Source organism: Pedobacter cryoconitis, from assembly GCF_014200595.1.
Lineage (GTDB): Bacteria > Bacteroidota > Bacteroidia > Sphingobacteriales > Sphingobacteriaceae > Pedobacter > Pedobacter cryoconitis_C.
On sequence record NZ_JACHCG010000001.1, the window covers coordinates 420,446 to 442,235 of the forward strand.

The 21,790-nt window shown below is 41.1% G+C and carries 18 protein-coding genes; 12 read left to right on the forward strand and 6 right to left on the reverse strand.

The features are described 5' to 3' along the window. Window positions 1-277 precede the first annotated feature (277 nt). The 4 genes from HDE70_RS01990 (at window position 278) to HDE70_RS02005 (ending at window position 3,401) form a co-directional block, all read left to right on the forward strand. Window positions 278-1,219, forward strand: a complete 942-nt coding sequence (locus HDE70_RS01990) for an ion channel (protein WP_183887732.1) — start codon at window positions 278-280, stop codon at window positions 1,217-1,219. Window positions 1,220-1,249: 30 nt separating this feature from the next. Then, the gene (locus HDE70_RS01995) at window positions 1,250-1,789 is read left to right on the forward strand and encodes a hypothetical protein (RefSeq protein WP_183867698.1); all 540 of its coding nucleotides are present in this window, start codon (window positions 1,250-1,252) and stop codon (window positions 1,787-1,789) included. A 160-nt stretch (window positions 1,790-1,949) separates the two neighbouring features. After that, a complete protein-coding gene (locus tag HDE70_RS02000; RefSeq protein WP_183887734.1) occupies window positions 1,950-2,705 on the forward strand; it encodes a M57 family metalloprotease in 756 nt (251 codons plus the stop codon). Window positions 2,706-2,807: 102 nt separating this feature from the next. Continuing rightward, the gene (locus HDE70_RS02005; RefSeq protein ID WP_183887736.1) at window positions 2,808-3,401 is read left to right on the forward strand and encodes a hypothetical protein; all 594 of its coding nucleotides are present in this window, start codon (window positions 2,808-2,810) and stop codon (window positions 3,399-3,401) included. Here the strand turns inward: HDE70_RS02005 and HDE70_RS02010 are convergent. From HDE70_RS02010 to HDE70_RS02025, 4 genes are all read right to left on the reverse strand, one after another. Further along, window positions 3,379-4,191: a helix-turn-helix domain-containing protein gene (locus HDE70_RS02010; protein WP_183887738.1), complete on the reverse strand. Its 813-nt coding sequence runs from the start codon at window positions 4,189-4,191 to the stop codon at window positions 3,379-3,381. The genes HDE70_RS02005 and HDE70_RS02010 overlap by 23 nt on opposite strands. Before the next feature lie 75 nt (window positions 4,192-4,266). Further along, a complete protein-coding gene (locus HDE70_RS02015) occupies window positions 4,267-4,932 on the reverse strand; it encodes a DAPG hydrolase family protein (RefSeq protein WP_183887740.1) in 666 nt (221 codons plus the stop codon). Between the two features lie 11 nt (window positions 4,933-4,943). Continuing rightward, window positions 4,944-6,113, reverse strand: a complete 1,170-nt coding sequence (locus HDE70_RS02020; RefSeq protein WP_221301996.1) for an MFS transporter — start codon at window positions 6,111-6,113, stop codon at window positions 4,944-4,946. 91 nt (window positions 6,114-6,204) lie between these two features. Further along, on the reverse strand, window positions 6,205-7,617 hold the full coding sequence (locus HDE70_RS02025) for an MFS transporter (protein ID WP_260159872.1): 1,413 nt from the start codon (window positions 7,615-7,617) through the stop codon (window positions 6,205-6,207). 105 nt (window positions 7,618-7,722) lie between these two features. Here HDE70_RS02025 and HDE70_RS02030 point away from each other — a divergent pair, with 105 nt between their 5' ends. Beyond that, window positions 7,723-8,211: an Lrp/AsnC family transcriptional regulator gene (locus HDE70_RS02030; RefSeq protein WP_183887742.1), complete on the forward strand. Its 489-nt coding sequence runs from the start codon at window positions 7,723-7,725 to the stop codon at window positions 8,209-8,211. 41 nt (window positions 8,212-8,252) lie between these two features. Here the strand turns inward: HDE70_RS02030 and HDE70_RS02035 are convergent, their stop codons facing one another. Further along, entirely contained in the window at window positions 8,253-9,146 is an 894-nt protein-coding gene (locus HDE70_RS02035; protein WP_183887744.1) for a hypothetical protein, read from the reverse strand. A 203-nt stretch (window positions 9,147-9,349) separates the two neighbouring features. On the opposite strand from HDE70_RS02035, the gene HDE70_RS02040 reads away from it, so the two are divergent. Genes HDE70_RS02040 through HDE70_RS02065 form a run of 6 tightly spaced genes read left to right on the forward strand, consistent with a single transcriptional unit; the run spans window position 9,350 to window position 20,750 of the window. Next, a complete protein-coding gene (locus HDE70_RS02040; protein WP_183887746.1) occupies window positions 9,350-9,880 on the forward strand; it encodes a phage tail protein in 531 nt (176 codons plus the stop codon). Between the two features lie 26 nt (window positions 9,881-9,906). Next, window positions 9,907-10,467, forward strand: coding sequence for a phage tail protein (locus HDE70_RS02045; RefSeq protein ID WP_260159873.1), 561 nt, complete (start codon window positions 9,907-9,909; stop codon window positions 10,465-10,467). Window positions 10,468-10,478: 11 nt separating this feature from the next. Then, window positions 10,479-11,039 carry a phage tail protein gene (locus HDE70_RS02050; RefSeq protein ID WP_183887748.1) on the forward strand — a complete coding sequence of 187 codons (561 nt, stop codon included), beginning with the start codon at window positions 10,479-10,481 and terminating at the stop codon, window positions 11,037-11,039. A 5-nt stretch (window positions 11,040-11,044) separates the two neighbouring features. Beyond that, window positions 11,045-12,196 carry an ABC transporter substrate-binding protein gene (locus HDE70_RS02055; protein WP_183887750.1) on the forward strand — a complete coding sequence of 384 codons (1,152 nt, stop codon included), beginning with the start codon at window positions 11,045-11,047 and terminating at the stop codon, window positions 12,194-12,196. Window positions 12,197-12,246: 50 nt separating this feature from the next. Then, window positions 12,247-19,845, forward strand: a complete 7,599-nt coding sequence (locus HDE70_RS02060) for a YDG domain-containing protein (protein WP_183887752.1) — start codon at window positions 12,247-12,249, stop codon at window positions 19,843-19,845. Between the two features lie 11 nt (window positions 19,846-19,856). Further along, the gene (locus HDE70_RS02065; RefSeq protein ID WP_183887754.1) at window positions 19,857-20,750 is read left to right on the forward strand and encodes a type IX secretion system membrane protein PorP/SprF; all 894 of its coding nucleotides are present in this window, start codon (window positions 19,857-19,859) and stop codon (window positions 20,748-20,750) included. On the opposite strand, the gene HDE70_RS02070 is transcribed toward HDE70_RS02065, so the two are convergent. Then, window positions 20,730-21,107: a DoxX family protein gene (locus HDE70_RS02070; protein WP_260159874.1), complete on the reverse strand. Its 378-nt coding sequence runs from the start codon at window positions 21,105-21,107 to the stop codon at window positions 20,730-20,732. The two genes, HDE70_RS02065 and HDE70_RS02070, sit on opposite strands and share 21 nt — an antisense overlap. Before the next feature lie 206 nt (window positions 21,108-21,313). Between HDE70_RS02070 and HDE70_RS02075 the strand changes: the two genes are divergently transcribed. Further along, entirely contained in the window at window positions 21,314-21,670 is a 357-nt protein-coding gene (locus tag HDE70_RS02075) for a hypothetical protein (protein ID WP_183867693.1), read from the forward strand. Window positions 21,671-21,790 lie beyond the last annotated feature (120 nt).

Sequence of the window (21,790 nt, forward strand, 5' to 3'; positions counted from 1 at the left end):
ATAATTATAATATTGAAGGCCACTGTTTATGAAAATAGACAGTGGCTTTTTTATTTTTACACCAGCAGTAGGGGTATTGATTGGTAACGGCGTCTTATGGGTATAAAAAAACAAATAACTCATATCATGATAGTAGAATCAAGTAAAAACGCCCTGTTTATCATTATTGCGGGAGTAATCATTGCATCAATGGTTGTTTTAATTGGTGGCTAAAAGGTACCTGTTAAACCAGTTATTTTAGAATACGCTGAATTTTCATTAAAATTAGGTGGAAATTATGGCGCTATTTAAACGTAAATCACAAATTGACGATGATCTTGGATTTGGTACACAACCAATCCTCGGGGATCAGCGAATGATGAATGCAGATGGGTCTTCGAATATAAGACGCATTGGCCTGCCATTTATCAGAACATCCGATACCTATAACTGGCTGATCTCTATGACCTGGAAGAAATTCCTGTTCATCCTGCTGATTGCTTATCTGCTGGTTAATATACTCTTTGCGTCTTTATATGTTTTAATTGGTATTGAACATCTTAAAGGGGCTGACGGAATTACACCAAGAGATCATTTCTTTGATGCCTTCTTCTTTTCAGCACAGACTATTTCTACTGTGGGTTATGGACATATTAGTCCTGATGGCTTTTTAACGAGCTGCCTCGCGGCATTTGAATCTATGCTGGGTTTGCTGGCTTTTGCACTGGCAACGGGTTTATTATATGGCCGTTTTTCGCGGCCAACTGCTAAAGTTGTTTACAGTGAGAATATGGTGATCGCACCTTATAAGGAAATTAAGGGGCTGATGTTCAGACTGGCTAATTTAAGAAATAACCAGCTGATAGAAATAGAAGTGCAGGTCGTGCTTTCTTATAATGAATTGATCGGAGATCAGAAGAAAAGGCGGTTTTATCCCTTAGAATTGGAAAGATCAAAAATAGGCCTGCTGACAATGAGCTGGACGGTAGTTCATCCTATTGATGAAAATAGTCCGCTATATAATAAAACAGCAGAAGAGTTAGCAGAGGCTGAAGTCGAAATACTGGTTTTATTAAAGGCTTTTGATGATACTTTTTCTCAGACTGTACATACCCGGACTTCCTATAAAGATGAAAATATTATCCATAATGCAAGATTTGTAACTATTTTCTCCAGAGATGACAATGGACAGCTCATGCTGGATCTTTCAAAGATAGGAAGTCTGGAATTATTGGATTAAATTCATAAATTAGTTAAAAAATCTAACCTTATGAAAACTTCTTATCTAATGTATTTATTAGTCATTTTAGCAATACCTTCTTGTAAAATGAAAAAAGCAGCAGTACAACATGTTGCGGCAGCAGATTCCTTTATGCCAATGCAGATCGGGAATAGGTGGGCCCACAGCGCAAGTTCCTACACTGAAATTAAAGATACAGTGCGGATTGACAAAAAACTTTATTATAAATTTTATTCTTTAGTTGGCGGAGATGCCACGGATATCAAGTATCTGAGAATAGATGAGCAAAACCAGTTATTGGAAGGTTATCCTGATCAGCCTGGAGTAGTTTACACACATGCGAAATTTAATGCCAATGTGAATGATGTCTTTTTTACTTTGAATGATAAAAGTACAAATGATTACCAGGTTAAGTTGGTAGAAAAAACCGCTGACAGAAGAACTTTTGAGTTCGATATGGTGAACCAGCCTAATTTAAAAGGCAGTACACACAGGGTGAGCTATCTTAAAGGTGTCGGATTGGATGATGGCTGGAAAAATATAAAAGTAAATGGGAAAATTATTAAGTAATATTTTTTGTCAGGCTATATTAATTGGGTTTTTGCTTTAATATAGCCTTTTTAAAAGCGTGTATTTTTAACACTGGTTTAAAATAAATATCAAAAAAGTTACAGGAATAAATGAATGTTCTGTATATTGTAGTGTTACGATCTACCTAACAATCAACCCTATGAACAAAAATTTGAAAAACTTCACTTTCATTGCGCTGGCCGCAATAGTGATCGCATCGTGTTCTAAAACCAAAGAAACACCTGTAGCCCCTGATCCTCAAACTGAGAAAACTGAAAAGGTATTATCCTATATTCAGAGCCTTGGATTTCCTTCATCAGCTATTGTTGAAAATGGTGATCACTATGTAGTGGAAGAAGATATTATCTTCCCGAAAAACATGGTTATACCTGCTGGTCAGCCAAAAACTGAGCAATATTATACAGGTAGCCTTGTAAATGCGACCAATAAGAGAAATATACGCGTAAAAGTTGATGCTTCTATGACCAGCATGAACGCAGAAGTAACTTCTGCTGTGAATCAATGGAATGGAATTGCTGGTTCTACCGTTAAATTCTCTATAGTAACAAGCGGAACTTATGACATCCTGATCAAAGATGAAAATCTTGGCAATGGTGTTTGCGGCCAGGGAACATTTCCTTCTGGCGGTGCTGCGGGTAACTTAATTAAAATTAACAAGGCATATATTGCCGCAAATAGTTTTGCTCAGCGTCAAAGAACAATTACGCATGAGCTGGGTCACAATATTTCATTGAGACATACAAACTGGTCTGCTATTGGGGAAGGCTCTGCCACAGCTGTACCTGGAGTTGGCGGAACAGATGCACTGTCATTGATGAATGGTGGTCAGTGTAATTCTGGCGCTACCGTATTATCTGTAAAAGATAAACAAGCAACTGTTGCGTTATATCCATAATAATTAACTGAAAAAAAATAACTTAAGATCGTAACTTAGCCGGGACAGATGGCTCTGAAATATAAGAGCATCTGTCCTGTTTAAGAAATTATTACCAAATTTATGAAACTCATATTATTCGCACTGTTTTTCCCTGTTTTTTGCTTTGCCCAGAATGGTCAGAAGAAGTTATCTGATGGTGTGGTGGACAGTGTTCCGGGAACTTCAGTAGTTTTAAAAAACTACGAGGTTATCTTCCAGAAAGTTTATACTTCCAAATTAACGGCTGATGAACTTGGAAATCAGCTTTTTACACTTTTATCTACAACGAAAGGTTTCAGGTTTGATCGTCGTATTTCTCCTGATGGTGATCAGCTTATCGGACGCTTGGTCAAGTATGTTGTAGATGCACAGCGTTATAATGGTTATACTGTTTTTGGAATGGCGGGGATTTTAAGCTACCCTGTGGATGCTTCAGTAGTTGTGAATGTCAAAGATTTTAAATACCGGGTTACTGTTTCTGAATTGAGTTTTAATCATATCGAAACCGCAACCAAGGGCGAATTTAGAGATGTAAAATTAAGCGATTACATTACTAAAAAGAATCGCAGCCGGTTCGCAACTGGTAAATCAGATCTGAAAATTGCCCGGGCTATTGATCAGGATCTTTCGAATAAGTTTGACCTTCAGAAATCTAATTTGTCTGACGATTTCTAAATTGTTCTGCTGTTAAACCTGTTTGTTTCTTGAAGAACCTGCTGAAATAGGCCCGGTCTTCAAAATTCAGCTCATAAGCGATTTCTTTAATCGTCCTTTCACTGCTTATGAGTTTACGCTTTGCTTCAACAATTAAACGGATATGCAAAAGCTGAGTGAGTGTTTTATTCATTTTCTCTTTAAGGATCTGGTTCAGTCTTTTCTCACTGATGCCTAATTGATCAGAATAGAAAGATGCTTTACGCTCTTTTTGATAATAACGCTCCATGAGCAGAATAAATTCATAGACTCTTTTCTGATTGATATCCTGATTCAGAAACGCATGCTGATTCAGGCGGATCAGATTCAGCAGGAATACTTTAAGCAATGATTTCAGCACGAGGTAAGTGCCAAAAGGATTCTGATATTCTTCTGTGATCAGCGGTTGAAGATGGTTAAAACGATTGGCCGTATCTGTATCAAGTTGCAGCATAGTGTACTGCCCCTGCATATTGAATAGATTGAAGATATCCAGTGCATATTCTTTGTCGTCTTCTTCCAGGTAATCGCGTTTAAAAGCTATCAGGTAACCTTGTTTATCCTCAATGGGTATGATTACAGAACGAAAAGGGGGAATTAAATAGACGAACTGGCTTCCAGAGGCAACTTCATTGTCAGGGTTATGTTCTGGACTGAACCAGATTATTTCGAAATACTCTTGCCTGTTTTTACTTTGCATATATTTTTCCGGGCAGTCGCTGAGCGGGAAAATAAGAAATTTAGAAGGATCTATCTGATGTACGAACTTCATAGGATTTGACAGGAAATTCAGGTTATATGCCGTAAAGATAGGGGCTATAACCTGAATTGCTATGGAAAGGGAAGATTAAAGTACATCTGCAAGTGAATGAATTTTAACCTTTTCTCCGGTTTCACGTTCGTAAAGCTCGGGAAGGAAAATACCTAGATTACTCATTTCTTCATGACAATGTTTGAGTAAACCGGCTCCCGCTGCATCAGGATATATCCTGGAACGGGTTTCAAAATCATTTTCCAGCTCATTTTCTTCAAAGTATCCTAACCAGAACCTGCTGCGCATTTCACATCCATAAGGTGTGTCTCTGACAAAGTGCATGAGTTTGGCAACGTACCCGGGCTGGCCTTCGAGTGCTAAACGTGCATGTACTGCTGTTACGCCCAATTCTGCAAAGCGGGAAGTATCCATCACGGTAGCCGGGTCAAGAAATGTAATCCTTAATTTGTGGATTTCCTCGCCGCCCAAACGTTCATGAGCGATATGAGTGCCTCCAATATATTTTCCTGTGCCGCGTTCTCCAATCCAGTCGCTGAATACATGGTCTTGTTTATGCCACCATGAATATTGTTCTGAGTTGTGGACATAACCTACCCACCACTCAATCATTTTTCCTGTAATATTCATCAGGCTTGATCGCGCTGCGACAACCAGCAGACCATCTTCATAACGTTTGTAACCAGCTTCGAAAGGCAGGTAGCCCGGATTTAATAAGTCATTTACTTCTTCTATTCTCATGATATTATTATTTATTTGTTTAAAAATTGATGCTTTGTTTTAAAGATTTTAAGCGTGTATTTCGCGTGAATAAGGAGGGTGATGCCTGTTAACATCGCTATACAAGCGGCAATGACAAAGATGGTTTTAAGGTCAAAGGGCAAGCCGCCTATAAAGGAAGACAGGAATTGACCACCAAATATGGCCATTGAATAATAGCTCAGGTTACGCCCCCGGTTTTGGGGATTGCTGATTTCTAAGGTCACATGGTTCAATAGCGGGATCGTAAAACCGAATCCGATGCCTGTTGCAATTGCTGCACTGATTAAGCCGGTCAGCTGATCTGAAACAGCAAATAACAGTTGTCCGGACATGAAAAAGGCAAATCCTAAAGGCACGGTGTAATTTGTGCTGATTTGTTTAACAACCAGGGGCATGAAACTCGCTGCCAGCACAGCAACTAAAGAGATAAAAGCCATGAAGTACCCGGTTTGAGCTGTTGAAAAATTAAATGTACCGGGCAGATATTGAGGAAGTCCGGAGAAGACGATGAAGAACAGTACCATGGCAATAGCGGTGCTGATCACAATTTTCAGGAGCTCTTTGGGAACAATATCCGGATGATAACCGGGAAGTTTAAAAGGGATTTTAGTTTTTCCGGGAACACTAATGAGTAGTAGTGGCAGGCAGATGAGAGCAGTGAGGTAAAGTAGAAAGGGGAGCTGCCAGCCTTTTTCGCCGAGCAGTCCACCTGCACTCAGAAAAATTACGCCGCCCATTTCAATAGACATACCCTGCCAGGAAATCATCCTGATGCGGGTTTCTCCTTCAAAAAAATCGGCAATCAGACCTGTGCCTGCTGTTTGAACAGCAGCAGTGGCAGCACCAAGAAGTATGCGGTCTGCGATAACAATATAGGGGTTACTTAAAATAGCACCGAGAACACCGAATAGTGCATAGGGCACAAGGCTCCAGCACATCAGCAGGTAAGCTCCTTTTTTGTCTGATATTCTGCCCATGAAAGGAGCAAATAATACAACTCCCAGTGAAGGCAGGGTGATTAGCCATGCAGGGTTATTGGTAAAACCAAGATGTATGGCAGTTTCATTTAAGGAGGGGGCAATAACAGTCCCTGCCATAATGGTCAGACTGCTGGTTAACAAAATAACGAAGATTCCCGTTTTTGATAGTGTTTTCATCATCTTTTAAGGTGTGATTCATGAATAGAATCAACACCACAAAGATCATGGAAGCGTTATGGGCGGTCGTGTATTATCTCCTGATTTTGTTGGACTATTTGGAAACTTGTATCGCTCTTTTTTGAGTTGTACTTTGATTTCTGATGAAAACAATTAACCAGCTCAGGCCAATGAAAGCATAGATACCAAGAATTACAATCGAAAGCGGAGTTACAGAAGCAGTCACGTTTTTACTGGTCATAAACAAGGTCAGGATTGATAGTCCGATTCCCGCGCCAAGAAAATAAGAGGTCGTAGCCAGGCTGGAAGCTAAACCGTAATGCTGACTAGGGATATCCTGAATGGAAAGTACAGACAGGCCAGTGTAACTGATCGTGATTCCCAGGCCTGAAGCAAACGCAGCAGAAAGCAGAATTAAAATTAAAGAGTGACCGGTCATCAGAGATGCTGCCAGCAAAACTGCGCTGATTAACATCATGGTCATTCCAAGAAAGCCTGTGCGGGCTATGTTCAGTCTTTTCATAATTGCAGGTAATGCAAATTTAGCAACCAGTGCAGACAGAATACTGAAGGGAACCAGTAGTAAACCAGATTTGGCAGCACTAAAATCCATGTCTTTTTGAAGCAGCAGTGAAATGATAAACAGGTAACCTGTCCAAAAAGAACCCAATAGAAAAAAGACGCCGTTCGCGGTCACAACTGTTGGGGAACGGAAAATTGATAAATCAATTAAAGGGTCTTTTAAAGTGGTTAAACGGGTAAATAATACCTTCATACAAATTACGATTGCAATTGCTAAAGCGGGTAATAATAAATAGTGTTTTTGAAAATTACCAAGTTCATGTACACCGTAACTCAGCATCAGCAAGGCTGCGACTAATATAAAACCTGAAATAAGATCTGGTGACTTCTTTTGGTCACGTGGACCATCTGCGTCCAGATAATACCAGGAAGTGAAAATAACGAGCGCCAGAATAGGGACGTTAATCAGGAAAACCCAGTGCCAGCCCCAATAGGTGCTAATGATGCCACCCATAGATAAACCGCTGCCTGATCCTATGGCTGCAAAAGAACTGAAAATTCCTATGGCTTTACTGCGCTCATTTTTTTCTGTAAAGGTATGGGTAACAATGGAGAGTGCTGAAGGCATGATCAATGCTGCGGCTAAACCTTGCACGGCACGGTAAAAAGCAAGTATTACAAAGGAGCCTGAAAGTCCGGCGCCCAATGAGGTGAGCAGGAACAGGGCAGCGCCAATCATAAAGATCTTTTTTCTGCCGATTACATCGGATAGTTTTCCTCCGATAATCAGGAAACCTCCATAAAGTAATACGTATAGTGTTTGCAACCATTGTACCTGGTCGTTACTGATATTGAACTGCGCTTGTATAGAGGGAATGGTCAGATTAATAATTGCGATATCGAGTGCTTCTACGAAAATACCCATCGAAGCAATGGTGAGAATAAGGTTCTTTTTTGAAATCATAAATTGGTATTGTTCTTTCAAAGGTATTTATATAGAATAGATTATAGAAATGATAATAAATATTCAGTACAAACGTGTTATTTTTGTATTTTTAAAAGAACAAATTACTTATTTGATCCATGAATTATGACAAATACAGAACAGCCGGAAAAGGTTTCCGTATCCTTAGATGCGAAGGACTATGAAATACTCAGATTACTGGAGGAGAATGCCAAACTTACCGTCAGGGAAATAGCTGGACTTATTCATTTGAGTCCAACGCCAACTCATGAACGAATTAAACGAATGGAAAAGAGCGGAGTGATTAAGCAATATGCGGCTATCCTGAACAGACAATTGGTTGGCAAAGGAATGATTGTTCTTTGCATGATTACTTTGAGAGAACATAATAAGAGATCGGGTGCGGTTTTTATTAAAGCGATGCTTGAGTTTAAGGAAATTGTAGAATGTTATAATATCTCAGGAGATTTTGATTTTATGGTCAAAATAGTAGCGGAAAGTATGGAAGATTACCATAATTTCTTTGTCAATAAGCTGGGAGAAGTGAAAGGTATAGGGCAAACCAAGAGCATTTTCGTCATGGCGGCCGTTAAAGAAACCCATCAGTTGATTTAGCTGATGGGTTTCTTAATTTATTTCAGGTCGGGATATTCTGCTTAACAAGCCTGGTCGATATGGTTAACGAGGTGCCTGTTTTCTGCATAAGATTTTTGCTGATCTTTAAATCCGAATATCATCTTACCCATCGTTAAACTCTGGGGAACAGTGTGCCCGATAAAGACATCATGTTCAATTATATTTTTTAGGACTACTGTATGATTTTTTTTATGCGGAATACCTGAGCCAATAATAAGATCAATAGCTTCAGACTGTTCTGCCAGCGTGATATTATCTGATGAATTGCCTTCTTTCTGATAATCAAGACCAGACAGGCATACGACAAAATCACAATTCATGTTGTTTTTAAGGTATGTTGCCACGTGGTTTGCTTTTTCGATTGGATCGTGAAAACCGATACCACTAATTTCCGGGCCTACTCCGGTAATCCCTATTTTGAATTTACCGAAACTGATAACTTGCCATGGCTTTACAGCCGCAGCGAGTTTAAGATCATTAAATATATAGTTGCAGTTTACCAGGCAAAAGTTCATCTGATCTGATAATTTAGCTAGATGAGCCTCACCATGACCAAGGTCTTGTACTGATGGCATACTGGTATGGTAACCGGCTTTATTCATGGCATCAATTACTGCGTAATGGTGGGTGAGATCATGATCAGACCCTAAAAAATTTCCTGCGTCTAAAATCAGGCCTCCGGTATCCTGGTTGTTCAGCAATTTGTTTAAATTGTTTATACCTCCGGGTTCTTTGGGATCTTTACGTATCTGACCATTCAGCTGACTGCTGTAATAAATAATCACGTTTTTACCAGAAGCATGCAAAGTAGCAGCGGTTTTACTAAGATTAGCAAAGGAGCTGATTGATTTGCTGAGTAGGGTAGCGGTTGCTACAAGGGTTGTGTTTTTGAGAAACGACCTTCGGTTTGACATAGCGTTAAATTTAAGAGCACCATAAACTTAGATAAATTATATTGTCATTTCCAAGTCACAGAAAAAAAATAAAAAATATTGCATTTATAAAAAAATAAACTAATTTTATGACACAAATAACAATACTTAAACAACTTAACTATTCAAGCAGGCTACTTTACATAAAAAAACGCTCACAACAATTCTTTAAATCCGCTCTCAAAATGGATGAATATCTTGGTTCAATAGGCATATTTCCTTTCGGATTTGCGCCTCGAAACTTTGCACAATGTAATGGGCAGCTCTTGTCCATCGCTCAAAATCAAGCCTTATTTTCTTTACTAGGTACCATGTACGGAGGAAATGGTGTACAAAACTTTGCTTTACCGGATTTCAGAGGAAAAGTCCCTATGCACATAGGTAATGGCTTTGTTCAGGGACAGGTTTCTGGCGAAGAGTCTCACACACTTGTGATGAACGAAATTCCTCAGCACAACCATACTTTGGGGTCTGGAAATGTTCGGGCAAAGGCGGGGCTCGGAAATGCCACCGTGTTAACTCCTGAAAACAATTATTATGCTGCAAACCCTGCTTTAGCGGGCCGCTTCAGTAATCAGACTGATACGGGGATGTATAATAATGCACCTTTCAATACCCAGACTATCGGTGCGGGACAGGGACATGAAAACAGGATGCCATTTTTGGTATTGAATTTCTGTATCTGTATATCGGGTATTTTTCCTTCAAGAAACTAAATCAAGTATTTTAAATCTATTGTATTATGGCTACTAGCATGGAACCCTTTGTTGGGGAAATTGGTTTGGTTGGTTTTAATTTTGCACCCAGAGGATGGGCAACCTGTGATGGACAATTAATGTCTATATCTCAAAATACGGCCCTTTTTTCCTTATTGGGTACAACGTATGGGGGAGATGGAAGAACAACTTTCGCACTCCCGAATCTTAAAGGATCAGCTCCAATCGGGGCCGGTCAGGGGCCCGGATTAACTTACCGCAATTTAGGAGAGGTTAGCGGGACAACTTCAGAAACACTGTTGTTAAGTGAAATGCCTGCGCATACCCATGCATTGGGTGCAGGCCTTAAAACGGGGGTGGCACCTAATACTGCAAATGCAGTGGCCAGTTTGCCTGCAACTTCTCCAGGTGCTGATCTGCTTTATTCGCCGACACCGAGCCCTACAGATTATATGGCTCCTCTGGCGGTGAACCTGGATACTCAAACGAATATACTGGGAGGTAATCAACCACATAATAATATGCAGCCTTACCTGGTTGTGATTTTTGTTATCGCCTTACAGGGCATTTTTCCTCCAAGACCTTAAATTATAAAACTATGTCAGCAGCACAACCTTATGTAGGTGAAATAACAATTTTTGGTGGCAATTTTGCTCCTGCGGGATGGGCATTTTGCGATGGCAGCTTACTGGCCATTTCGGAAAATGATATCTTATTCAATTTAATCGGCACTACCTTTGGTGGTGACGGACAGAATACTTTTGCTTTGCCTGATTTAAGAGGCCGTGTACCTGTTCATATGGGTACGAATCCACAATCGGGTACTAATTATGTACTTGGACAGCTTGCAGGAGTAGAGAATGTAACTTTAACTCCCAATCAGCTTCCTCCGCATGCGCATACCGTAACCGGAGAACTGAATATGAAAGTCAGGGCAAATGATCCTGATACACAGACTTCTCCTGTAAATAATGGGATTGCTATTGCCGCGGGAAAGCGCTATTTCAGCCGCACGCCAACAGCATCAGGCATGATGCCACTGGATACTACTATTGTATTATCTGGTGCTGGTAACAGTCAGCCTCATAATAATATGCAGCCATATGTGGTGCTCAATTATATCATTTCATTGTTCGGTATTTATCCATCACAAGGTTAAGGCATATGAAAATAGGTGTACTGCTTCCAAATTCTACGACTTATCCGCTGATCTCTCATAATTTTATGACCGGGTTAAAAGGTAGTTTAGCTGAACTGGCAACTGCGTTGTCTCCTGAACTACTGACGGCAAGTATTGGCTTTGGAACAGATGGGGTGCTGATGCTGAAGGAAGCAGAAATCATGCTGCTGGATGAAAAAGCAGACCTGTTAATTGTTTTTGCAGATCATCCAACAATAGAGTGCCTGTTTCCTTTAATCAATGCGTTAAAAAAACTGCTGATTGTAGTGAACAGTGGTGCTAAATACCCTCCTGTCAAAAAACAACCTTTTGTAATTTATCATACCCTCAATTATGCGCTGCATTGCAGGCTGATTGGTAAAAATGCTGCTAAAGTAAGCAGTAAGGCTGTTGTTGCGACTTCTTATTACGATGGTGGATATAGTCTTTGCCATGCCATTACCAAGGGGTATGCAGATGAAGGAAGTTCAGTTGCTTTTAATTTCGTCAGCAAATTTAATGCTGCGGAATTTGATATGGAGCCACTAACCAGCTTTTTAACTTCAAATCATGACGTTCGCCATATTATGGCTGTTTACAGTGATTTAAGTCCGGTTTTTTATGAAAGACTTGCCATTGAATTTCCGGCAATTCCGTTAAATATTTTCGTTAATCCGGCCATGCTCGAAGAACTTCATTTACCAGAATATGGAATAACCAATAAGGAAATAGTTGTTAGCTCTTATCTGCCATGGGCGGCTCAATCTGCCACAAGCGGAAATGTAGCTTATTGCAATGCTTTTAAAAGTAAAACTGGCCGTGCGCCAGATGCTATTGGTGCATTAGGCTGGGATACGGGGGCATTAATTATAAAATATATCACGGTTTCTTTAGAGAATTCCCTTTTTAATACAAAACAGCTTCTGAATGAACTGCTGGATGCTAAAATAGAGGGAGCTAAAGGAACAATCTACATAGATGGCAATACACATCAGGTGTTTTCACCCGCATACCAGGTCAAACTGGGAGCAGGGAATCAACTGATCATACAAGATACAGTGCCCTTAATTGAGGTACTTCGCGAATGGACTGAAATATACGATGATCCACCTCAGGGATTAGTGTCAGGATGGATTAATACTTATATGTGCTCTTAAATAACTAAGTACAATCTAAATATATATTAACGCTCTTAATCCATCATACCATGGAAATTTTTATTCAAAGGATAATCAAAGGCATAGTCTTGTCTTTGATTATCCTGACCAGCATTAGTTATAATGCTGTTGCACAGACTTGTACATTCGGTAAAGGGGACGTGATCATTACTGGTTACGACCTTCAGGACGGAGGTACACCAGCAGGTCAGGACGACCGGTTCTCTTTTTTATTGTTACGCCAGATACCGGCAGGTACAGACATCTACTTTACTGATTTTGGATGGACTTCTGCAAATGCTTTTCAGGCAGATGTGCAGGCGACAACCGATGGTGTAATTAAATGGACTTCGGATAAAAGCTATCCGGCGGGGACAGAAATTTATGTCTTCTGTAAGTACCAGTTAAAGGCTTTTGACAATACAAATGCCCCGGCAGGAACTGTCACGGGAATAGTTGAGTCAGTAGCCACCAGGGCAAATCCTCCTGGTGGAGATCACCAGTACATGAGCTTAGGTTTATTTTCTGGAGATCAGATTTTTGCTTTTACCGGTAGTGTCGCTGCGCCAACATTACTGGCGGGTATTAGTATGAACCATGACAATGGGGGTGGAGTTAGTGGCTGGGACGCGGCTTTAACCCCGACAACTTTTGCTGCTGACCGTTCTATGCTGCCTGCGGCACTGGCAAGTGGTGCACAGAATTTGTCTCTTATTTTACATGATGATCCGGGAGATCCTGCTTTTGATACGGGATTTACTGCACGTTTCAAAAAAACAGCTGGTGCTGGTACTTTAGCCGGTACCCCTGCTGTAATTTTAGCCCAGCTTAATAATGCTGTTAATTGGGAATTCAAAAGTGACGGTACTTCTTTCTCACCTTTTCTTGCTGGTGAAACATTTACCGTATCCGGCGCTTCATTTACTACGAATCCAACAGATAAACTGAGCCAGTGCGCTGGAACAGGTACTACGTTTACTGCTGTGGCTGCTAACTTTTGTTCTTTGAAATGGCAGTTAAGTACAGATGGGGGAGCAAATTATGCAGATATTACTGATAATGCGATCTATTCGGGATCTGCTACTGCCACACTTACTATTTCAAATGTCAATGGCTTAAATAATAATAAATACAGGCTGAACGCAAATGGCTCTTCAGGTATAGTCAGTTCGACCGGTGCATTGTTAACCTTATCCAGCCAGGTTATTAATTTATCGCCGGTTCTGGCTTCAGGAACTTATAAAACAGCCTATAGTCAACCTGTAACGGTTGCTTCGGGTGGAGGAGCACCTTTTGCTTATACATTAGCTGTTCCGGGAACTTTGCCGGCTGGTTTAACGCTATCTTCGGCTGGGGTTATTTCAGGTACACCAACTGCTGTTGGTACTTTTAATTTTACTGTTAATGTGACTGGTGCCTGTGTAAGTTCAGGTTCACAAGCCTTTTCACTGGTCATTGCACCGAAAGCGGTAACTGCAACTTTTGCTGCGGTAACTAAAGCTTATAATGGAGATGCGGTTGCCAATGTTGTTTTTGATCCGCTTACAGTAGCAAGTGGGGTGGTCGCACCAGATGTGGTCAGTGTAACTTATACTTCAGCAGCTTATAATAATGCGGGTGTAGGAATTAATAAGCCGGTAACTTTAACCGGTCTGGCTTTAACAGGTGCTAACAGTGCATCATATACGTTAAACCCGGTGGTAGTTATAGGTACGATTACAACGGCTACGATTGTTCCTTCGCTGGTGCTGCCAATTACTAAAGTATATGATGGCAATACCACAGCTGCTTTAACCAGTGCTAATTATAGTTTTACTGGTAAGGTAGGCGCGGAGGATGTAGCTTTAAATAATCCAGCTACAGGAACTTATGCGCTAAAGGATATTGGTAACCGTTTGGTCAGTGTTACTGGTTTAACATTAACCGGAGCAAATGCAGCCAATTATACGCTTTCTACAACAAGTGTAAGTGCAACGGGTACAATTACTGCGGCGAGTATCGTTCCATCTTTACTATTACCTATTACGAAGGTATATGATGGAAATACCACAGCCGCGTTAACTGCTGCAAATTATAGTTTTACAGGTAAGGTTGGAACAGAGAATGTAGCTTTAAATAATCCTGCTACAGGAACTTACGCACTTAAAGATGTTGGCAACCGTTTAGTGAGTGTTACTGGTTTAGCACTTACTGGTACAGATGCCGGAAATTATATACTTTCGGCGACTAATGTCAGTGCAACCGGAACAATCACCTCAGCGACCATTGTACCTATATTAGGGGGTATAATTACCAAGGTATACGATGGCAATACCACAGCTGCTTTAACCAATGCTAATTATAGTTTTACAGGTAAGGTTGGTACAGAGAATGTAGCTTTAAATAATCCGGCTACAGGGACTTACGCATTAAAAGATGTTGGCAGCCGTTTAGTCAGTGTTACAGGTTTAACCCTGACGGGGACCGATGCTGGAAATTATATACTTTCGACTACCAATGTCAGTGCAAACGGAACAATCACCTCAGCGACCATTGTACCTGTATTAGCGGGCACAATTACCAAGGTTTATGACGGCACCGTTGCTGCTGCCTTAACGGGTTCGAATTACAGCTTTACAGGAAAAATTGGTGCAGAGGATGTAACACTTAATAATCCGGTAGCCGGAACTTATGATCTGAAAGTTGCAGGTAACAGAACAGTAAGCGTGAACGGAATTGCGCTGACCGGAACTGATGCACTGAATTATACACTTTCTACTACAAGTTTAACTGCTCCGGGTACAATTACCGCAGCGACGATTATACCAGTATTGGCGGGTACGATTACTAAGGTTTATGATGGCAATACTACTGCTGCGTTAACCGGATCGAATTACAGCTTTAGCGGAAATATCGGTGCAGATGATGTAAGCTTAAATAATCCTGTGACAGGCGCTTATGATCTGAAAGATGCAGGCAGCAGAACAGTAAGCGTAAACGGAATTGCGTTAATAGGTGCTGATGCTGCGAATTATACACTTTCCACTACGAGTTTAACTGCTGCGGGTACCATTACCTCAGCGACTATTGTACCTGTATTAGCAGGCACAATTACTAAAGTTTATGATGGCAATACTACAGCTGCTTTAACAAATTCGAATTACAGCTTCACCGGAAAGATCGGTGCGGATGATGTGAGCTTAAATAATCCGGCAGCCGGAACTTATGACCTGAAGATTGCGGGCAGCAGAACAGTAAGCGTGAACGGAATTGCATTAACAGGTGCTGATGCAGCGAATTATACGCTTTCTACCACGAGTTTAACTGCTGCGGGTACCATTACATCAGCGACCATTGTACCTGTATTAGCAGGCACAATTACTAAAGTTTATGATGGCAATACTACAGCTGCTTTAACAAATACGAATTATAGCTTCACTGGAAATATTGGTGCGGATGATGTGAGTTTAAATAATCCGGTAGCCGGAACTTACGACCTGAAAGTTGCAGGTAACAGAACAGTAAGCGTGAACGGAATTGCGTTAACAGGTGCTGATGCTGCGAACTATACACTTTCCACTACAAGTCTGACTGCTCCGGGTACCATTACCGCTGCTACGATTATACCAGTATTAGCAGGTACGATCACTAAGGTTTATGATGGCAATACTAATGCTGCGTTAACCGGATCAAACTACAGCTTCACCGGAAATATCGGTGCAGATGACGTAAGTTTAAATAATCCTGTAACTGGTGCTTATGATTTGAAAGAAGCAGGCAGCAGAACGGTAAGCGTGAGCGGAGTTTCATTAACAGGTGCTGATGCGGCGAACTATACACTTTCCACCACAAGTTTAACAGCTCCGGGTACCATTACCGCTGCTACGATTATACCGGTGTTAGCGGGTACGATTACTAAAGTCTATGACGGCAATACTACAGCTGCATTAACAAGTTCGAACTATAGCTTTACTGGAAAGATTGGTGCGGATGATGTGGCGATAACCAATCCGGCTGCCGGGACTTATGACCTGAAAGAGGCAGGCAATAGAACAGTAAGTGTAAATGGAATTACATTAACAGGTGCTGATGCACTGAATTATACGCTTTCCACCACAAGTTTAACTGCTCCTGGAACGATCACTGCCGCTACGATTATACCAGTGTTAGCAGGAACAATCACGAAGGTTTACGATGGCAATACTGCTGCGGTATTAACTGCTGCCAATTATAGTTTCACAGGTAATATTGGTGCGGATGATGTGAGTTTAAATAACCCTGCCGCAGGAACTTATGACCTGAAAGAAGCTGGTAACAGGACAGTAAGTGTAAATGGAGTTTCATTAACAGGTGCTGATGCTGCGAATTATACGCTTTCTACTACAAGTTTAACTGCTCCGGGTACGATTACTGCTGCTACGATTATACCAGTGTTAGCAGGGACAATCACTAAAGTTTACGATGGAAATACAGCTGCGGTATTAGCTGCTGCCAATTATAGCTTCACAGGTAATATTGGCGCGGATGATGTGAGTTTAAATAATCCTGCCGCCGGAACTTATGACCTGAAAGAAGCAGGCAGCAGAACGGTAAGCGTTAACGGGATTGCATTAACGGGTGCTGATGCTGCGAACTACACGCTTTCTACTACAAGTTTAACTGCTCCGGGTACGATTACCGCAGCGACGATTATACCAGTATTAGCGGGCACGATTACCAAGGTTTATGACGGCAATACTACTGCTGCCCTGGCTGGATCGAATTATAGCTTCACCGGAAATATCGGCGCAGATGATGTAAGCTTAAATAATCCTGTGACAGGTGCTTATGATCTGAAAGAGGCAGGTAACAGAACAGTAAGCGTGAACGGCATTGCATTAACAGGTGCTGATGCGGCGAACTACACGCTTTCCACTACAAATTTAACTGCTCCGGGTACGATCACTTCGGCGACTATTATACCTGTATTAGCGGGCACAATTACCAAGGTTTATGATGGCAATACTACTGCTGCGTTAACCGGACCGAATTACAGCTTTACAGGAAATGTGGGTGCGGATGATGTCGCAATAACCAAGCCGGCAGCCGGAACTTATGACCTGAAAGATGCGGGTAACAGAATAGTAAGCGTGAACGGAATAACATTAACAGGTGCTGATGCGGCGAACTATACGCTTTCCACCACAAGTTTAACTGCTCCGGGTACCATTACCTCAGCGACTATTATACCAGTACTGGCAGGTACAATCACCAAAGTTTATGATGGCAACACGAACGCTGTGTTAACCGGACCGAACTATAGCTTTACTGGAAATATAGGCGCGGATGATGTGAGATTAAATAATCCGGCAGCCGGAACTTATGATCTGAAAGTTGCAGGTAACAGAACAGTAAGCGTGAACGGAATTGCGTTAACAGGTGCTGATGCTGCGAATTATACGCTTTCTACCACAAGCTTAACTGCTCCGGGTACGATCACTGCTGCTACGATTATACCAGTACTGGCAGGTACAATCACTAAAGTTTATGATGGCAATACAGCTGCGGTATTAGCTGCTGCCAATTACAGTTTTACAGGAAATATTGGTGCAGATGATGTAAGCTTGAATAATCCTGTAGCTGGGACCTATGATCTGAAAGAAGCAGGTAACAGAACAGTGAGTGTGAATGGAATTACATTAACCGGAGCTGATGCTGTGAATTATACGCTTTCCACCACAAGCTTAACTGCTCTGGGTACGATTACTGCTGCTACGATTATACCAGTATTAGCGGGTACAATCACCAAGGTTTATGACGGCAATACGACTGCTGCATTAACGGGCGCTAACTATAGCTTCACCGGAAATATTGGTGCTGATCAGGTAGGGATAACAAATCCTGCTGCCGGAACTTACGATCTCAAAGATGTGGGCAATAGAACGGTTAGTGCTGTTGGAATCTCTCTTACAGGAGCAGATGCCGCAAACTATACACTTTCAACAAACAGCCTGACTGCTCCCGGAACCATTACCTCAGCAGCAATTACACCTGTACTCGCTGGTACAATTACCAAAGTTTATGACGGTAATGCGACTGCAACTTTAACGGGCGCTAACTATAGCTTTACAGGTCAGGTATCCGGAGAAAACGTAGCCTTGAATAATCCTGCTGCCGGAACTTATAATAACTCATTGGTTGCAACCGGTAAAACAGTAACTGTGAGCGGAATTACATTGACCGGAACTGATGCAGGTAACTATGTACTGACTACAACAAGTTTGACGAGTACAAATGGGGTTATTACGGCGCAACCGTTAACTATTACAGCCGATAATAAGCAAATGATACAAGGCACTACTGTTCCTGTGTTAACCTTAAGCTACAGCGGATTTGTAAATGGAGAAAATAGCAGTGTATTGACAACGCCTGCTAGTTTAAGTACCCTGGCAACCAATAGCTCAGTGGCAGGGACTTATCCGATTACTGTAAACGGAGCAACAGCAGCTAATTATACGATCACTTTTGTCAATGGAATATTAACGGTAAGCCCGGGCGTACCTACAAGTATCACGTTTGCTACAGTACCGGTATATGAAAACAAACCTGCGGGAGCATTAGCCGGAACTTTAAGCAGTACATCGCTTGATCCGAATGCAATTTTCACTTATTCACTGGTGAGTGGTAGTGGTGATACTGACAATTCATTGTTCGCTATTGCTGGTGATCAGGTAAGAACAAATGCAAGTCTGAGCTTCCAGCAAAAATCAGCTTACAGCATTTTAGTCAGAAGTACAACGCAGTACGGTTTAACATTGGATAAACAGTTTACTATTAACCTGATTGATGTAAACGAGGCACCGGCCTTAAATCCAATTGCTGATTTAACGCAATGTAATACAACCAGCAAACAGACTATTGCTTTAACTGGTATTACTCCAGGGCCGGAAACAAGCCAAACCACCGCACTTACTGTGCGTTCCGATAAACCGGCTATGTTCAGTTACCTGAGTGTAAGCCAGGGTAGTGGTGGAAATGGAACATTGACTTACCGTTTAGCTAACCAGACTGTTTCTGGTACTGTAAATATTACAGTGACTGTAAAAGACAATGGCGGAACAGCAAATGGAGGAGCAGATACTTACAGCAGAACTTTTGTACTGACTATTAATCCATTGCCAGTGCTCAGTATTGTTTCTTCACAGGGGCTGGAAATATCCAAAGGTATAACTACCCAGTTAACAGCAAGTGGCGGAACCAGTTACGTATGGGCTGACGCTGCGGGTATCATCAGCGGACAAAACACGGCGATACTGACCATCAGACCATCACGTACTGCTTCTTACACCGTTACGGCATTAAATGCGACAGGTTGCAGCAGTACTCAGCTGATTACGATTACCGTGCTGGATGATTATAAAACTATTGATGCAACGAATATTTTAACACCTAACGGAGATGGGGTAAACGACAAATTCGTGATCAGGAATATTGATATGTACCCTGATAATGTGGTGAAAATATTTGACCGTGCGGGAAGACTGCTTTATACTAAAAAAGGATATGATAATAGCTGGGATGGAACAATCAGTGGCAATCCTTTAAGTGAAGGCACTTATTTCTATGTATTGGATTTTGGTGACGGCAGAGGCAAGTTTAAAGGCTTCATTACGCTGGTAAGAAACAATTAATAATTAAAGTTATGAAAAGGAATCTAGCAATATGGGGATTGATCACGGGGCTGTTTTTATTTACTGCTAAACAGTCATATGCGCAGTTGAATCCGCTCGCAGCAATGTATTATCAGAATCAATATCTGGGTAATCCTGCAATGGTTGGAATTGATAGCGGGCTGGCTTTTAACCTGGCATACCGTGCACAATGGAATGGTGTACCTGGATCACCTGTTACCCAATCGGTAACAGGTAATTATGGGGTCACTGATAGAATGGGATTGGGAATCAACGTGAGTAATGATAAAATTGGATTGCAGCGCTGGACAAGGGCAGTAGCGTCTTATGCATATCATTTGCCACTCAGTGGAAAGGGGGATCAATTACATTTTGGTTTATCTTTTGGTTTCTCGAATGACAGACTGAATGAAAATCTCGTTAATGGTGATCCGACTGATGTAGGGATCAGTCAGTATAATCAGCGTTCAACTTATGTTGATGGTGATTTTGGGGTTGCGTATACAGCAAACAGGCTTACTTTACAGGGCGCTTTACCTAATCTGAAAAGTGTGTTTCACAAAAATGACCTGAATAATTTAGTAGATCAGTCTACTTTCTATACCGCAGCAAGTTACCGGTTATCATTAAGTGAAGGACAAGAAGGGGTAGATGTTGAACCTAAAGTAGCTTTACGGGGTGTAAAAGGGTACGATGATATATTTGACGCAGGTGCAAATCTTGTTTTTGCCAATAAAAGAGTCAATGTATATGGCCTGTACCACTCTACACAAAGTTTTACTTTCGGTTTAGGGATGCAGTACCAGGGATTGAACCTGAGTGGTTCTTATACCTCTGGTACTTCGGCATTAAGGGGTTACGTTGATGGTAATTTCGAGCTGAGCCTAAGAATCCGCGTGTTTTAGTAGTTTATGATAAAATAAATAAGAAATCAGTAAAATCGCAAATGCGATAAGCGGAGTGAATGACATTGGAATAACTCCGTCAACAGAGAGGTGGGCTATGAGTGCTGACAGGTAGACAATACCTAAGGCAACATAGCCCCATTCTTTTAGACGCGGTGGTAATTTTGGCAGGATCAGGATCAATCCCCCGATAAAAGTACCGATGCCGGCCTCGAGATGAAACCAGTATGGGAGTCCTAAATGTCTTGTGCCTTCAAGCGCCATTGGCGCATTCAAGAAGAAGATTCCGGGTAAAATAAACAGTGCCAGCAGTACTGTCGAGATCCAGTAAATGATTTTAATGCTTTTGATATTCATAATAGGGTTAGATTTATATTGTAAAATTACCATCCGGTCCTGCAAAACAAGCAGGCGTTAAAGACAAAATAAGGGGGGATTTGCGACAATAATAAAAAACACTGTCTTCAAACAAAATATATTCTTTTTTCGTTTTAGTCTACAGTATTCAAACAGAATTTTTGAATACATTTGAACCTTTAAGACATCCTATAGTCTATCCTTTAATGAAAACGCAAAAAGCAGTTCATATCTTAATTAAATTTACGCTGATACTGGTCATTTTTTTTGGCTTAAACGGAAGAGTAATTGCAAGGTATGCTGATGGTTTTTTTCACAAAGGTGCTTCAACTGAAATCGGGAATTTAAAAACTCCTATGTGCAGAGCTAAAGTGATGCATTGCAGATTACTTTGTTTTGAACAGGATTTTCTACCGGTTATATTACCAACTGCCGGATTTAAAATAGATTTGGTACCACCAGTTCTGGTCGTTGTACAGGCTTATCAGGTACTATATACCACAAAAAGCCTGAGTGGCCATGAATTCCGGCTGCTCCCTCTGCGTGCCCCTCCTTATTGTTAAAATAGCTTAACAGGCGGATTCCATTCTTTCCGTTTTTTTTAATTCCAGTTAACGCTGTAAACGTTAATATGGTTATCTTGTATATAGTCAATTTTACTGGCTATGATTCTTTCTATAGAC